Raw genomic sequence first — 15,769 nt, 5'->3', positions numbered from 1 at the left:
GTGAACGTCGCCAAGCGTACCTTTGATGCAGTCATCGTCGGCGCGGGTGGTGCAGGCCTGCGCGCTGCCCTGCAACTCTCCGAAGCCGGCCTGAAGACGGCCGTCCTGACCAAGGTCTTCCCGACGCGTTCGCACACGGTTGCAGCGCAGGGCGGTGTGGCCGCCTCGCTGGGCAACACCACCGAGGACAACTGGCACTGGCACATGTACGACACCGTGAAGGGCTCGGACTGGCTGGGCGACCAGGATGCCATCGAGTTCATGGTCAAGAAGGCCAACGAGGTCGTCGTCGAACTCGAACACTACGGCATGCCCTTCGACCGTACCGACAACGGCAAGATCTACCAGCGCCCCTTCGGCGGCCACTCGATGAACTACGGCCAGGCGCCGGTGATGCGCTCCTGTGCAGCCGCCGACCGTACCGGCCACGCCATGCTGCACGCGCTGTACCAGCGCAACGTGCGCGCCAACACCCAGTTCTTCGTCGAGTGGAACGCGCTCGACCTGATCCGCAACAGCGAAGGCGACGTGCTCGGCGTCACCGCGATCGAAATGGAAACCGGCGAGGTCTCCATCTTCCACGCCAAGGCGACGATCTTCGCCACCGGCGGCGCAGGCCGCATCTACTACAGCTCCACCAACGCCTTCATCAACACCGGTGACGGCCTGGGCATGGCGGCGCGTGCCGGCATCCCGCTGGAGGACATGGAGTTCTGGCAGTTCCACCCGACCGGCGTGGCCGGCGCGGGCGTGCTGATCACCGAAGGCGTGCGCGGCGAAGGCGGCATCCTGCGCAACGACTCCGGCGAGCGCTTCATGGAGCGCTACGCGCCCAACCTGAAGGATCTGGCCTCGCGCGACGTGGTGTCGCGCTCGATGGTGACCGAGATCAACGAAGGTCGCGGCTGCGGTCCGGACAAGGACCACGTGCTGCTCGACATCACCCACCTGTCGCCCGAGACCATCATGAAGCGCCTGCCCGGCATTCGCGAGATCTCGATCCAGTTCGCCGGTGTGGACCCGATCAAGGCGCCGATTCCGGTGGTGCCGACCTGCCACTACCAGATGGGCGGCATCCCGACCAACTACAAGGGCCAGGTCATCGTTCCCAAGGACGGCAACCCGAACGTGCCGGTGCAGGGCTTCTACGCTGCCGGCGAGTGCGCCTGCGCCTCGGTGCACGGCGCCAACCGCCTGGGCACGAACTCGCTGCTCGACCTGCTGGTGTTCGGCAAGTCGGCCGGCGAGACCGTGGTCGAGGACTTCCAGTCCGGCAACCTGACGCTGAAGCCGCTGCCGGACGACGCTGCCGACATGTCGCTGGCGCGCATCGCCCGCCTGGAAAACCAGAAGAACGGTACCGACGTGCATGAAGTGCGTCTGGCCATGCAGCGCACGATGCAGAAGCACGCCGGCGTGTTCCGCTTCAACGAACTGCTGACCGAAGGCGTCACCCGCATCCTCGAGGTGGCCGAGCAGTCGCTGCACACCGAGATCGGCGACAAGTCGAAGGTGTGGAACACCGCCCGCACCGAGGCGCTGGAACTGGACAACCTGATCGAAGTCGCCAAGGCGACGATGATCTCGGCCGAGGCGCGCAAGGAATCGCGCGGCGCCCACGTCCGCGACGACGCGCCGGATACGGCAGAGAATCCCAACGGCCGCGACGACAAGAACTGGCTCAAGCACACGCTGTGGTACCGCGACGGCAATCGCCTCGACTACAAGCCGGTGAACCTGAAGCCGCTGTCCGACGACGTGGAACCCATCGCGCTCGCCAAGCGCACCTACTGAGCGCGGGAGAACAAACAACATGAGCAAGCGTACCGTTCATTTCAAGATCTATCGCTACGATCCGGACAAGGACGAGAAGCCCTACATGCAGGACATCTCGGTCGAACTGGAAGCTTCCGACAAGAAGCTGCTCGACGCCATCGTCCGCCTCAAGACCAAGGACGACACCCTGTCGTTCCGCCGTTCCTGCCGCGAAGGCGTGTGCGGCTCGGACGCGATGAACATCAACGGCAAGAACGGCCTGGCCTGCCTGACCGACGTCGACAGCCTGCCGCAGCCGATCACGCTGCGTCCGCTGCCCGGCCTGCCGGTCATCCGCGACCTGATCGTCGACATGACGCAGTTCTTCAAGCAGTACCACTCGATCAAGCCCTACCTGGTCAACAACGACCCGCCGCCCGAGCGCGAGCGCCTGCAGTCGCCGGACGACCGCGAGGAGCTCAACGGTTTGTACGAGTGCATCCTGTGCGCCTGCTGCTCGACGTCCTGCCCGTCGTTCTGGTGGAACCCGGACAAGTTCGTCGGCCCGGCCGGCCTGCTTGCGGCCTACCGCTTCCTGGCCGACACCCGCGACCAGGACACCAATGCGCGTCTCGACAACCTCGAGGACCCGTACCGCCTGTTCCGCTGCCACTCCATCATGAACTGTGTCGACGTCTGTCCGAAGGGTCTGAATCCGACCCGCGCGATCGGCAAGATCAAGGATATGATGGTCCGCCGCGCGGTCTGAGGAAGAGGTCGGCATATGAGCATCAACAGGGGGCGTGTCCGCTGGCAGTGTCGTCGGGCCTTGCTCGAGCTCGATCTGGTGTTCGAGCGCTTCCTGGAGCGGCATTTCGATCGTCTCAGCGACGATCAGATAGCGGATCTGGACGACCTGCTGCGCTGCGAGGACCACGACCTGTGGGGCATGGTCAATGGCAGCAAGGCATGTGAGACGGACCGCTGGAAGGAGATGATCGGTCTGCTGCGCCAGCCCTGACGCAGCAGACAGGATCACGATACGACAAGCAGTTAAACCGGCTAGTAGAAGGGACGATCTATGAGCACTGAACGCACTGCAACGCTGACCGTCGATGGCAAGACCGTCGAATTTCCGGTGATGACCGGCACCCATGGCAACGATGTCATCGACATCCGCACCCTGGGTGCCAAGACCGGTCTGTTCACCTACGATTCTGGCTTCCTGTCGACCGCGAGTTGCAAGTCGAACATCACCTTCATCGATGGTGACAAGGGCGAACTGCTGTATCGCGGCTATCCGATCGAGCAACTGGCCGACAACTGCAACTTCCTCGAAGTCGCCTACCTGCTGAAGAACGGCGAACTGCCGAACGCCACGCAGAAGTCCGATTTCGAGAACACGATCAAGCGGCACACCATGCTGCACGATCAGATGACCAAGTTCTATTCGGGCTTCCGCCGCGACGCGCACCCGATGGCGGTCATGGTCGGCGTCGTCGGCGCGCTGTCGGCCTTCTACCACGAGGCGCTGGACTTCTCCGACGCCGAGCATCGCAGCATCTCGATCAACCGCCTGATCGCCAAGCTGCCGACGATCGTCGCGATGGCCTACAAGTACAACAAGGGCGAGCCCTTCATGTACCCGCGCAACGACCTCGACTACACCGCCAACTTCATGCACATGATGTTCGGCACGCCGTGCGAGAAGTACGAGCCGAACCCGGTGCTGGTGCGCGCGCTCGACGTCATCTTCACGCTGCATGCCGACCACGAGCAGAACGCCTCCACCTCCACGGTGCGTCTGGCCGGTTCTTCCGGTGCCAACCCCTTCGCCTGCATCTCGGCCGGCATCGCCTGCCTGTGGGGCCCGGCGCACGGTGGTGCCAACGAAGCTTGCCTGAACATGCTGGAAGAAATCGGCGACGTCTCGCGTGTCGGCGAATACATCGAGCGCGCCAAGGACAAGAACGACAGCTTCAAGCTGATGGGCTTCGGCCACCGCGTCTACAAGAACTTCGACCCGCGCGCCAAGCTGATGGGCAAGGTCTGCGCCGAGGTGCTGGCCGAGCTGGGCCTGGAGAACGACCGCCTGTTCAAGCTCGCCAAGGAGCTCGAGAAGATCGCGCTGGAAGACGAATACTTCGTCGAGAAGAAGCTCTACCCGAACGTCGACTTCTACTCGGGCATCGTGCAGAAGGCGCTGGGCATCCCGACTTCCATGTTCACCTGCATCTTCGCCCTGGCACGCACGGTGGGCTGGATCACCCAGTGGGAAGAAATGATCACCGATTCGGAATACAAGATCGGCCGCCCGCGCCAGCTCTACACCGGCGCAGCGCGGCGCGACGTTCCGGCGATCGAACAGCGTCCGTAAGAGACGATGGGGAGGGGAGGGAGACATCGCCGAACCTGACGACCAGCGGGGTGAACGCGTGCGCGCGTTCATCCCGTTTTTCCATCAGGGGTCGCTCGACGGTTTCTCCGATCACCGCATTACCTGCAAGCAGCGCAACAGACAATACAGGTGGCTTTCATCATGATGAAGCAACTCGAACAGACCTCGCATTTGTTCGGCTCGAACGCTCCGTTCATCGAAGAGCAATACGAGAATTACCTTGCCGACCCGAGCTCCGTTTCGGACGAATGGCGCAACTATTTCGACCAGCTGCAGAGCCAGCCCGGTGTCGTGGCGCGTGACGTCGCCCACGGTCCGGTGATCGCGGCTTTCGAGCAGATGGCCAAGCGTGGTCCGGTCCGCACCGTGGTCGCCGGCGACGGCGAGGACAAGCAGCAGGTTTCGGTGCTGCAGCTGATCAACGCCTATCGCTTCCTGGGCAACCGCTGGGCCAATCTCGATCCGCTCAAGCGCACCGAGCGCCCGCAGATCGCCGAGCTCGAACCGTCCTACTACGGCTTCACCGAAGCCGACCTGTCGAAGATCATTTCAACGTCGGCTCCTTCCACGGCTTCTCGACCGAGCGCGCCAGCCTGCGCGAGATCCTCGAAGCCCTGCGCCAGACCTACTGCAGCTCGATCGGCTCGGAGTACATGTACATCTCCGACATCACGCAGAAGCGCTGGATCCAGAGCCGGCTGGAAAGCGTGCGCGGCACGCCGAAGTTCTCCGTCGAGGTGAAGAAGCGCATCCTCGAACGCACCACGGCCGCCGAAACGCTCGAACGCTACCTGCACACCCGCTACGTCGGCCAGAAGCGCTTCTCGCTCGAAGGCGGCGAGAGCTCTATCGTCGCGATGGACGAGATCGTCCGCGTCGGCGGCAGCCTGGGCGTCGCCGAAACCGTGATCGGCATGGCCCACCGCGGCCGTCTCAACGTGCTGGTCAACACCCTGGGCAAGTCGCCGTCGATGCTGTTCTCAGAGTTCGAGGGCAAGGCCGCTGCCGACCTGACCGCGGGCGACGTGAAGTACCACATGGGCTTCTCCAGCGACGTCATGACGCCGGGCGGCCCGATGCACCTGACGCTGGCCTTCAACCCGTCCCACCTGGAGATCATCAACCCGGTGGTCGCCGGTTCGGTCTACGCGCGCCAGATCCGCCGCGGCGATGCCGACAAGGGCCAGGTGCTGCCGGTGCTGATCCACGGCGATGCCGCCGTCGCCGGCCAGGGCGTCAACCAGGAAATGCTCAACTTCTCCCAGACCCGCGGCTACGGCACGGGCGGCACGGTGCACCTGGTCGTCAACAACCAGATCGGCTTCACCACTTCCGATCCGCGCGACTACCGCTCCTCGCTGTACTGCACCGACATCTTCAAGATGGTCGAAGCGCCGATCTTCCACGTCAATGGCGACGATCCCGAAGCGGTGGCCTTCGTCACCGCGCTGGCGGTCGAATTCCGCCAGGAGTTCAAGAAGGACGTGGTCGTCGACATCGTCTGCTTCCGCAAGCTCGGCCACAACGAGCAGGACGAGCCGATGGTCACCCAGCCGCTGATGTATCGCAACATCCAGAAGCACCCGGGCACGCGCAAGCTTTACGCCGACCGCCTGGTGGCCGAAGGCAGCATCGGCGCGGACGACCCGGAGAAGATGATCGCCGAATACCGCGAGCACCTGGACCGCGGCGAACTGCTGTACAACCCGGTGCTGTCGGGCCACAACCGCCAGTTCTCGGTGGACTGGACGCCCTTCCTGAAGCAGCCCTACACCGACGTGGCCGACACGGCCATTCCGGTGCAGGAGATCAAGCGTCTCGGCGAGCGCCTGAGCACCGTACCCGAAGGCTTCGCGCTGCACTCGCGGGTCAAGAAGATCATCGACGACCGTGCCGCGATGGCGCGCGGTGAACTGCCGCTCGACTGGGGCATGGGCGAGAACCTGGCCTATGCCAGCCTGCTCGCGCAGGGCTACGGCGTGCGCGTCTCGGGCGAGGACGTCAACCGCGGCACCTTCTTCCACCGCCATGCCGCGCTGCACGACCAGCGCCGCGAGCGCTGGGACGAAGGCACCTGGAAGCCGCTGGATCACATCCAGGACGGCCAGGCCCGCTTCCAGTGCTTCGACTCGGTGCTGTCCGAAGAGGCCTTGCTGGCCTTCGAATACGGCTACTCCACCACCGAGCCGAACGAGCTCGTCGTCTGGGAAGCCCAGTTCGGTGACTTCGTCAACGGCGCGCAGGTCGTCATCGACCAGTTCATCAGCTCGGGCGAGGCCAAGTGGGGCCGTCTGTCGGGCCTGGTGATGATGCTGCCGCACGGCTACGAAGGGCAGGGCCCGGAGCACTCGTCGGCCCGTCCCGAACGCTTCATCAGCCTCGCCGCCGAGAACAACTGGCAGATCGCGGTACCGACGACGCCGGCCCAGGTCTTTCACCTGCTGCGCCGCCAGATGGTGCGCCGCCTGCGCAAGCCGCTGATCGTCATCACGCCGAAGTCGCTGCTGCGCCACAAGGAAGCGATCTCGTCGATCGACGAACTGGCCAACGGCCACTTCCAGACGGTGATTCCGGAGGTCGAGAAGCTCGACCCGAAGAAGGTCAAGCGCGTGGTGCTGTGCCAGGGCAAGATCTACTACGAGCTGCTGGCACACCGCCGCGACAACAACATCACCGATACCGCGCTGGTGCGCGTCGAACAGCTCTATCCCTTCCCGGCGGAAGCCTTCGCCAAGGCGATCGAGCAGTTCCCGAACGCCAAGGAAGTCGTCTGGTGCCAGGAAGAGCCGCGCAACCAGGGGGCCTGGTACTGGCTCGCTTCGCGTCAGCACCTGGTCAACGTGCTCGGCAAGCGCAAGCTGCTGCTGGTCAGCCGTCCGGCCTCGGCTTCGCCGGCGGTGGGCTACTACGCCAAGCACAACGAGCAGCAGAAGGCCGTCATCGAGAACGCCTTCGGCCCGATCCGCGACACCACGCCGCAATCGCCGAACTGATGTCCCAGAACCGATAGAACGAACAGGAGAGAACTCCATGCTGATCGAAGTGAAAGTACCGCAGCTTTCCGAATCCGTTTCCGAAGCCACCCTCGTGTCCTGGCACAAGAAGGCAGGCGAGGCCGTCTCGCGCGACGAGAACCTGATCGACATCGAGACCGACAAGGTCGTGCTCGAGACGCCGGCGCCGGCCGACGGCGTGCTGGTCGAGATCGTCAAGAACGACGGCGACACCGTGACCTCGGGCGAGTTGATCGCCCGCATCGACACCGAGGCCAAGGCTGCCGCCGGTGCCGCACCCGCCGCCGAACCGGTTCCGGCCGTGACCGCGCCGCCGGCGGCTGCCGGTTCGTCGGCCGCCGGCGCCGCGAGCCCGGCCGCGCGCAAGATCCTCGACGAGAAGGGCATCGCCGCTGCCGATGTTGCCGGTAGCGGCCGTGGTGGCCGCGTCACCAAGGGCGATGCCGTTGCCGCCCAGCCGAAGGCGGCTGCCGCCGCGCCTGCGCCCGCGGTGCTCACCGCCGTCGGCGACCGTCCGGAAGAGCGCGTGCCGATGACCCGCCTGCGCGCCCGCATCGCCGAGCGCCTGATCCAGTCGAAGAACGAAAACGCCATCCTGACCACGTTCAACGAAGTGAACATGGCGCCGGTGATGGCGCTGCGCAAGCAGTACGGCGACAAATTCGAGAAAGCGCACGGCGTGCGCCTGGGCTTCATGGGCTTCTTCGTCAAGGCCGCCGTGGCCGCGCTGAAGAAGTACCCGATCCTGAACGCCTCGGTCGATGGCACCGACATCGTCTATCACGGCTACATCGACATCGGCATCGCGGTCGGCTCGCCGCGCGGCCTGGTGGTGCCGATCCTGCGCAACGCCGAGTCGATGTCGATCGCCGATATCGAACTGAAGATCGCCGAGTTCGGCCAGAAGGCCAAGGACGGCAAGCTGTCGCTGGAAGAACTGTCCGGCGGCACCTTCTCGATCTCCAACGGCGGCGTGTTCGGCTCGATGATGTCGACCCCGATCATCAACCCGCCGCAGTCGGCGATCCTCGGCATCCACGCCACCAAGGACCGCCCGGTGGCCGAGAACGGCCAGGTCGTGATCCGTCCGATCAACTACCTGGCGATGTCCTACGACCACCGCATCATCGACGGCCGCGAAGCCGTGCTGGGCCTGGTGACGATGAAGGAGGCGCTGGAAGATCCGGCCCGCCTGATCCTCGACGTCTAAACTACACGAACAGGGGCGCGTTCCACCGCAGGGTCTCGGCCCGCGCGGCGGGGCAGCGCCCCGTTTTTCTGCAGGAGAGATGAATGTCCCAAGAATTCGACGTCCTCGTCATCGGCGGCGGCCCCGGCGGCTATGTCGCGGCCATCCGTGCGGCCCAGCTCGGTTTCAAGACCGCGTGTTGCGAATCCAATCCCTATGCCGACCCCAAGGGTGAGCCCCGCCTGGGCGGCACCTGCCTGAACGTCGGCTGCATTCCGTCCAAGGCGCTGCTGCACACCTCGCACCTGTTCGAGGAAGCCGGCCACGGCTTCGAGAGCCAGGGCATCAGCGTCGGCACGCCCAAGATCGACGTCGCCAGGATGATCGCGCGCAAGAGCGGCATCGTCGACCAGCTCACCGGCGGCATCAAGGGTCTGTTCAAGAAGAACAAGGTCACGCTGCTGAACGGCCACGGCGCCTTCGCCGGCAAGGGCGATGCCGGCTGGCACGTCAAGGTCGGCGAGGAGCTGATCGTCGCCAAGCAGGTCATCGTCGCCACCGGTTCGGCGCCGCGCCATCTGCCGGGCATCCCGGTCGACAACAAGATCGTCTGCGACAACGTCGGCGCGCTCGACATCGACGCCGTGCCGAAGAAGCTCGCGGTGATCGGCGCCGGCGTGATCGGCCTCGAGATGGGTTCGGTATGGCGCCGCGTCGGCGCGGACGTCACCGTGCTCGAAGCCATGCCCGACTTCCTCGCCGCTGCCGACCAGGACGTCGCCAAGGAAGCGCTGAAGGTCTTCACCAAGCAAGGCCTCAAGATCAACCTCGGCGTGCAGATCGGCGAGGTCAAGGTCGGCAAGAAAGGCGTCACGATCAACTACAAGGACAAGGACGGCGCCGACCAGAAGCTCGAAGCCGACCGCCTGATCGTGTCGGTCGGCCGCGTGCCGAACACCGCCGGGCTGAATCCGGAAGCCGTCGGCCTGAAGATCACCGAGCGCGGCATGATCGAAGTCGATGACCACTGCCGCACCAACCTGCCCGGCGTGTGGGCGGTGGGCGACGTGGTGCGCGGCCCGATGCTGGCGCACAAGGCGATGGAAGAGGCGGTGATGGTCGCCGAACTGATGGCGGGCCAGGCCGGCCACTGCAATTTCGACACCGTGCCGTGGGTCATCTACACCAGCCCCGAGATTGCCTGGGTCGGCAAGACCGAGCAGCAGCTCAAGGCCGCGGGCGTCGCCTACAAGGTCGGCAAGATCCCCTTCCTCGCCAACGGCCGCGCGCTCGGCATGGGCGACCCGACCGGCTTCGTCAAGATGCTGGCCGACGCCAACACCGACCGCATCCTCGGCGTGCACATCATCGGTGCCAATGCCTCGGAGCTGATCTCCGAAGCCGTGGTGGCGATGGAGTTCGCCGGCTGCAGCGAAGACCTGGCGCGCATCTGCCACGCCCACCCGACGCTGTCGGAAGTGGTGCACGAAGCGGCGCTGGCCTGCGACAAGCGCCCGCTGCACTTCTGATCGGCTTGTAGCACCATGAGGGGTGAGACGCGGGGGGCAGCCCCGCACTCACCCCTTTTCCCGTCAAGCTCCTCCGCTTTCACCCATGCCCCATCGCACCCTCAACGTTCCCGAGCGCGGGATGATCGACGCCTACGAGGCGCAGCTCAAGGCGCGCGGCTTCAAGTCCGACCCCGCCCAGCGTGGCGCGGTGCAGCGCCTGCAAGTGCTGTACACCGAACTGGTAGGCTTCAAGGCGGCGCGCAGCGGCACGCTGCGCAAGCTGTTCGCACGGCCGAAGATGCCGCGCAGCGTGTATTTCTGGGGCGGTGTGGGGCGCGGCAAGAGCTTCCTGATGGACTGCTTCTTCGACTGCGTGCCCTACCAGCGCAAGCGCCGCGTGCATTTCCACGCCTTCATGCAGGAAGTGCAGAACGACCTCAAGCGCTTCAACAACGAGCCCGATCCGCTGCAGAAGGTCGCCGACCGCATCGCCGCGCAGACCCGGCTGCTGTGCTTCGACGAATTCCACGTCTCCGACATCGCCGACGCGATGATCCTCGGCCGCCTGCTGGAGGCGCTGTTCGCGCGCGGCGTCATCTTCGTGATGACCACCAACTACCCGCCCGACGGCCTGTATCCGAACGGCCTGATGCGGATCAATTTCCTGCCGACGATCGAGTTCATCAAGAAGAACTTCGATGTCCTCGAGGTCGATGACGGCACCGACTACCGCCTGCGCACGCTGGAGGCGCTGGAAATCTTCCTGGTGCCGCACGACGAGGCCGCCGAGCGCAAGCTCGAGGAGGATTTCGTCCGCCTTGCCGGCGGGCCGGGCGAAACCGGCGAAGTCGAGATCCTCGAACGCAGGCTGAAGGTGGTACGCAAGGCGCCGGGGGTGATCTGGTTCGATTTCGAAACCCTGTGCCGCGGTGCGCGCTCGCAGAACGACTACCTCGAGATCGCGCGCGAGCATCACACGCTGCTGCTGTCCCGGGTGCCGAAGATGTCGCCGTCGGACGCGTCCGAGGCCCGGCGCCTGACCTGGCTGATCGACGTGCTCTACGACCATCGCGTCAAGCTCATCGTCAGCGCCGAGGCGCCGGCCTACGAGCTGTATAACGAAGGCCAGAACGCGCACGAGTTCGTGCGCACCGTCAGCCGCCTGATCGAGATGCGCACGCGCGACTACCTGGCCGAGGCACACCGGGTCGAATGAAGACTGCGGCAGCGCTCCGGAAATGATATTGACATTGACGGGGTGTGGGTCGATGATGATGGCATTGTCTGCCGGAATGCCGCCGTGTCTGTCCCCACCAGCCATGACCAGAACTTCAAGAATCTGATCCTCGACTATCCGCGTCAGGCGCTGGCGTTTTTCGCGCCAGACGAAGTGGTGCATCTGGACGAGTCGGTGCGGATCATGCCGATCCGTCAGGAGCAACTGAAGAACCGCCTCGGCGACCGCTTTCACGAACTGGACGTGCCCTTGCTGGTGGAGTGGCCCGACGGCCGCAGAGAGGCGCTGCTGTTCGTGCTGGAAGAGGAAAGCGATCCAGCACGCTTCTCCATCCACCGGCTCGGCCATTACTGCCTCGATCTGGCCGAACTGTGCAAGACCGATCGCGTGGTGCCGGTGGTGGTTTTCCTGCGCGGTGATGCGCGTATCCGCAAGCGGCTGGAACTGGGCAGTGAGAACCATGCCTTCCTGTCGTTCCGCTACCTGTTCTGCATTCTGAACGAGATGCCGGCCGAGCAGTTTCGCGACAGCAACAATATCGTTGCCCGGCTCAATCTGCCCAACATGGCTTATTCGCGGCAGGCCATCGTCGACGTTTTCGCCTGGGCTTTCCATGGTTTGCTCGAGTTGGAACCGGACATGGAAAAACGCCTCAAATACATGGACTTCATCGACATCTACAGCCGACTTACTGATAATGAACGCGAGCTTTTTGCCGAACGATACCCGCAGGAGAAGCAGACCATGATGACCTGGAGCGAACGCGTGCGTAGCGAAGGTATGCAACAAGGGATCGAACAGGGCATCCTGCAAGGCATGCAGAAGGGCGAGCTTGCCGTGTTGACCCGGCAACTCACCCGTCGTTTTGGCTTGCTCGACACGGCGACGAGCGAACGCTTACAGAAAGCGACGCCAGCGGAGCTGGAGCAATGGGCCGAAAATATTCTCGATGCGCGTACCTTGGCGGAGGTGTTCGAGCCGGGGGCTTGAACTTTTCGATCGATGGCGCGGAAGAAAACGCCGGGGCGGCTGCAAGGCTGTCCCGGCGTTTTCCATGGTGGCGCTGATCGATTGGCGGCGATTGTGCTGCGATGGATAAAAAACGGCGCCACCGCGGGGCGCCATATCGGGAGCAGGCGCAGCAGCAGTTCGGACTGTGGATGCGGAAACGCCCGAACCATCGAGGTACCGGGCGTTTTGTTTGCGAGAGCGGTTTACGACAGTGACCCGGCATGGTGGGTCACTGCTTACCCTCAACTGCCGATCACGCCGCCGTCATCCTTGGTGATGATGATGGTCGCCGAGCGTGGCACCGAGCTGCCGCCGTCCGGCCAGTGGCTGTCGCCGTCCTCGCCCGGGTGCTGGATGTTGATGAACATCGTCTTGCCGTCCGGGGTGAAGCTCTGGCCGGTCACCTCGCACTCCTTCGGGCCGACGAAGAAGCGGCGGATTTCCTTGCTGACCGGATCGGCGCACAGCATCTGGTTGTTGCCCTGGCCTTCGTACTCGCCGGCGTTGCTGTAGTTGCCGTCGGTCTGGATCCACAGCCGGCCGTCCGGATCGAAGCCGAGGCCGTCGGGGCTGTTGAAGGTGTTGTCGGCGGTGACGTTGGCCGAGCCGGACTTCAACTCGTTGCGGTCGGTGTATTTCACCGGGTTGCCGGCGAGCACGAAGATGTCCCATTCGAATGCGGTCGCCTTCGGGTCGTTGCCGGTTTCGCGCCAGCGCACGATCTGGCCGTAGCGGTTCTGCGCGCGCGGGTTGGCTTCGTCGGTGACGCTGCGGCCCGAGTTGTTCGTCAGCGTGACATAGACTTCGCCGCTGTCCGGATGCACCGCGACCCATTCGGGGCGGTCCATCTTGGTCGCGCCGACCGCGTCGCCGGCGAGGCGGGCGTGGATCAGCACCTCGGCCTGGTTGGCGAAACCGGCCAGTTCCGGCGTGGCATTGCGGTCGAGCAGCACCCATTCGCCATCGCCCATGAAGTCGCCGCTGACCGCGCCAGACTTGAATTTCGCCACGTAGAGCTTGCCCGAGTCGAGCAGGTTGGCGTTGTTGCGCTGGTCGCCGGCCACGTACTTGCCGTCGGAGACGAACTTGTAGATGTAGTCGTCCGCCTGGTCGTCACCCATGTAGATCACCACGGTACCGTCCGCGGCGATGCGGTAGGCGGCGTTCTCGTGCTTGATGCGGCCGAGCGCGGTGCGCTTCTTCGGCGTCGATTCGGCATCGAAGGGGTCGATTTCGACGATCCAGCCGAAGCGGTTGCATTCGTTCGGCTCCTTCTTGTAGTCGAAGCGGTCGTGGAACAGCTCCCAGCCGTAGGCGGTGGCGCCGGAGGACAGGCCGTAGCGCTTTTGCGCGGCGCTGCGGCCGTCGCCGGCGATGGTGGTGCCGAAGTAGGTGTTGAAGTTCTCCTCGCAGGCGAGGTAGGTGCCCCACGGCGTCCAGCCGTTGCCGCAGTTGTTGAAGGTGCCCAGCGCGATGGTGCCGCTGGGATCGGCGCTGGTCTGCAGCAGCGTATCGCCGGCCGCAGGGCCGGTCAGGCGCATCGGCGTGGCGGCGGTGATGCGGCGGTTGTAGCGCGAGCCGAGCTTGATCTCCCACTTGCCCGCGGCATTCTTGGCGATGTGGATCACCGACACGCCGTGCGCGTTGATGGCCTTGTTGGCCTGGTCGAGCGTGGTGATCGTGGTGTCCTGGGTGCCGAACAGCCAAGTGTAGGTCGCGGCGCCGCTGGTGGTGACGTATTCGTGGTTCATCACCAGCAGGCCTTCGTCGCTGTTGCCTTCGGTCAGCGGGAAGAAGTGCATGCCGTCGTGGTTGTCGCCGACCTGGCGGGCCTGGGCGGCGGCATCGTCGCGGCCGTTCTGCCATGCCGGGTCGCCGGCGAACAGCGGTGTGCCCCAGGGTGCGAACACGGTGGCGGTATAGCCGGCGGCAATGCGCACGTCGTCGCCGGTGAAGATCGGGATCGCCTGGAAGCCCAGCAGCGAGGCCGGTTCCTGCGGGGTTTCGGCGACGTCGTCATCGTCGTCGTCATCGCTGTTACAGGCTGTCAGCGAACCGGCCAGGAAGACGGCGGCCGACAGCCCCAATCCGCTCTTCAGGAAGCCGCGGCGGCTGACGGCGCGTTCGACGACGGCCTGGAAGTGCTCGTTGTCGGAAGTGTTGCTCGGCAGGTCTTCGAGCATTTCAAGCTTGTTCATTGGCTTCATTTCTCCAGGTTGGGATCCAGCGAGCGAGGATTCTGGTGATGCCGCGTTACGGCACCGTGAAGCTTTCCTTACCGGTGTGTGCCGCGCTTCCATATCGGCGCGCGGCAGCTCACCAGATGAATCTCAGAGCGCCGTCCGGCGCCGGGCGCGCGAGGTCGGCAGTCATCGCAGCGATCTGGCGTACCAGCTCGCGCTCGCCATCGAGGGTGATCCCGCCCTTGCTGCGTCCGCCCGGCATCACTTCGGCCTCGCCGCTGGCGTTCAAGCGGTTGTGTTCGTCACTGGCCAGAACGAGCCGCAGGCTGCCGGCGCTGGCCTGGGCGTCGAGCCGGTAGTGCCCCAGCCGTGCATCCGGCAGCACGTCCAGCGACAAGGCGTCCACGCTGAGCTGCAGCCGGCCGACGCAAGCGAGCGCCCGGTCGCAGTCTTCCAGCCTGCCGCGGGCATGCAGCTTGCCGTCCCAGCCGAGGCGGGCGGCCGGATGGGGCAGTGTCCGCACCAGCGGTGCCAGCGGCAGGCTGGTGCCGGGCAGCTCGAGGTCGAAACCGCGCGGAGAGACGAGCAGTCGGACGGGCGCCTGGCCGTCGATGGCGAGCGCAAGCGCGATGCGGCCGCGCCATAGCCCGCCGAAATCGAAGCGCCAGGCGACATCCACCCAGGGGTTGAAATGTCCGGCCACGCGTTCGGCCAGCAGGCCGTTGCCGTGCCACAAGGTGCCGTGGCCGGCGCTCAGGCGGAGGCGGCCTTCGCTCGCCCGCGCCAGGCCGCGATCCAGCAGCGAGGCCGGTGCGCAGGTGATGGCGAAGCCCAGCACCAGGCCCGTCAGGCACAGTGCGCGCAAGGCCGGGGAAGAGGCCAGGGCCCGCATCAGCGCGCCATGCCGTCGCGGTCGAGCACGGCGGTGTAGCGGCCGCCCGCAGCGCCGTCGAACTGCATCTCCGCGACCCGCAGGCCGTATTCGGCGTGGATTTCTCCCAGCCAGGGCAGCAGGAGGGGGAGAGCAGCGTGGCCGGCGATATGGAAAGCCTGGTCGCCGCCGGCTTCGATGTCGACTTCGAGGCCGCGCGAAGCGGCGCTGGCGCCCAGCAGCGCGGCATCGGCCACGGCGAGCGTGCGCGGCGCCTGGCGCAGCCGGGCGAGTTCGGCTGCATCGCGCTCCATGCGCACGAGGCTTTCGGCGAGCAGCGGAAGCTGGCGATCCAGGCGTGCTCGTTCGGCAAGCAGGCTTTCGGTACCGAGCAGCAGGACCGCCGCCAGCACGACGGCGAGGGCGGCTCGCAGGGCGCGCCGTTCGCGTGGAGACAGGCGCTGCACGATCATGCGGCAGCGTTCGGCGGGAGCGAAAGTCATCAGGGTTTTCATGTGGGCTCAGGCGGTATCGGGATCGGATGGAATGTTGCCGGGGCGGCGATCACGGGCTGGGCGGCAAGGAACTGCATCGATGCAG

General features: G+C 65.2%; 11 protein-coding genes and 1 pseudogene. 9 read left to right on the top strand and 3 right to left on the bottom strand.

The window, feature by feature from the left end; genetic code table 11:
- The 9 genes and pseudogenes from sdhA to AAFL97_RS11950 all read left to right on the top strand — a co-directional run bounded on the left by sdhA (position 1) and on the right by AAFL97_RS11950 (position 12,094).
- Positions 1-1,794, top strand: coding sequence for a succinate dehydrogenase flavoprotein subunit (sdhA, locus tag AAFL97_RS11990; protein WP_341645115.1), 1,794 nt, complete (start codon positions 1-3; stop codon positions 1,792-1,794).
- Positions 1,795-1,813: 19 nt separating this feature from the next.
- Complete coding sequence (locus AAFL97_RS11985) at positions 1,814-2,524, top strand: succinate dehydrogenase iron-sulfur subunit (RefSeq protein ID WP_263461193.1); 711 nt, start codon at positions 1,814-1,816, stop codon at positions 2,522-2,524.
- Between the two features lie 15 nt (positions 2,525-2,539).
- The gene (locus AAFL97_RS11980; protein ID WP_263461194.1) at positions 2,540-2,776 is read left to right on the top strand and encodes an FAD assembly factor SdhE; all 237 of its coding nucleotides are present in this window, start codon (positions 2,540-2,542) and stop codon (positions 2,774-2,776) included.
- Positions 2,777-2,836: 60 nt separating this feature from the next.
- Positions 2,837-4,132, top strand: coding sequence for a citrate synthase (gene gltA / locus AAFL97_RS11975; protein ID WP_341645114.1), 1,296 nt, complete (start codon positions 2,837-2,839; stop codon positions 4,130-4,132).
- A 162-nt stretch (positions 4,133-4,294) separates the two neighbouring features.
- Positions 4,295-7,146, top strand: a pseudogene (locus AAFL97_RS11970) (2-oxoglutarate dehydrogenase E1 component).
- Between the two features lie 37 nt (positions 7,147-7,183).
- Positions 7,184-8,377, top strand: a complete 1,194-nt coding sequence (gene odhB / locus AAFL97_RS11965; protein WP_341645113.1) for a 2-oxoglutarate dehydrogenase complex dihydrolipoyllysine-residue succinyltransferase — start codon at positions 7,184-7,186, stop codon at positions 8,375-8,377.
- Positions 8,378-8,460: 83 nt separating this feature from the next.
- Entirely contained in the window at positions 8,461-9,885 is a 1,425-nt protein-coding gene (gene lpdA / locus AAFL97_RS11960) for a dihydrolipoyl dehydrogenase (RefSeq protein WP_341645112.1), read from the top strand.
- An 85-nt stretch (positions 9,886-9,970) separates the two neighbouring features.
- A complete protein-coding gene (gene zapE, locus AAFL97_RS11955) occupies positions 9,971-11,083 on the top strand; it encodes a cell division protein ZapE (RefSeq protein ID WP_341645111.1) in 1,113 nt (370 codons plus the stop codon).
- Between the two features lie 84 nt (positions 11,084-11,167).
- Positions 11,168-12,094: a DUF4351 domain-containing protein gene (locus AAFL97_RS11950; RefSeq protein ID WP_341645110.1), complete on the top strand. Its 927-nt coding sequence runs from the start codon at positions 11,168-11,170 to the stop codon at positions 12,092-12,094.
- A gap of 263 nt (positions 12,095-12,357) precedes the next feature.
- Here the strand turns inward: AAFL97_RS11950 and AAFL97_RS11945 are convergent, their stop codons facing one another.
- The 3 genes from AAFL97_RS11945 to gspM all read right to left on the bottom strand — a co-directional run bounded on the left by AAFL97_RS11945 (position 12,358) and on the right by gspM (position 15,672).
- Positions 12,358-14,313, bottom strand: coding sequence for a PhoX family protein (locus AAFL97_RS11945; protein WP_341645109.1), 1,956 nt, complete (start codon positions 14,311-14,313; stop codon positions 12,358-12,360).
- Between the two features lie 118 nt (positions 14,314-14,431).
- A complete protein-coding gene (gspN, locus tag AAFL97_RS11940; RefSeq protein ID WP_341645108.1) occupies positions 14,432-15,190 on the bottom strand; it encodes a type II secretion system protein N in 759 nt (252 codons plus the stop codon).
- The gene (gspM, locus tag AAFL97_RS11935; RefSeq protein ID WP_341645107.1) at positions 15,190-15,672 is read right to left on the bottom strand and encodes a type II secretion system protein GspM; all 483 of its coding nucleotides are present in this window, start codon (positions 15,670-15,672) and stop codon (positions 15,190-15,192) included. Before gspM ends, gspN begins: the two co-directional genes overlap by 1 nt.
- Positions 15,673-15,769: the final 97 nt, after the last annotated feature.

This window comes from Thauera sp. SDU_THAU2 (genome assembly GCF_038260575.1).
GTDB lineage: Bacteria > Pseudomonadota > Gammaproteobacteria > Burkholderiales > Rhodocyclaceae > Thauera.
This window is presented reverse-complemented; position numbering and strand designations above follow the sequence as displayed.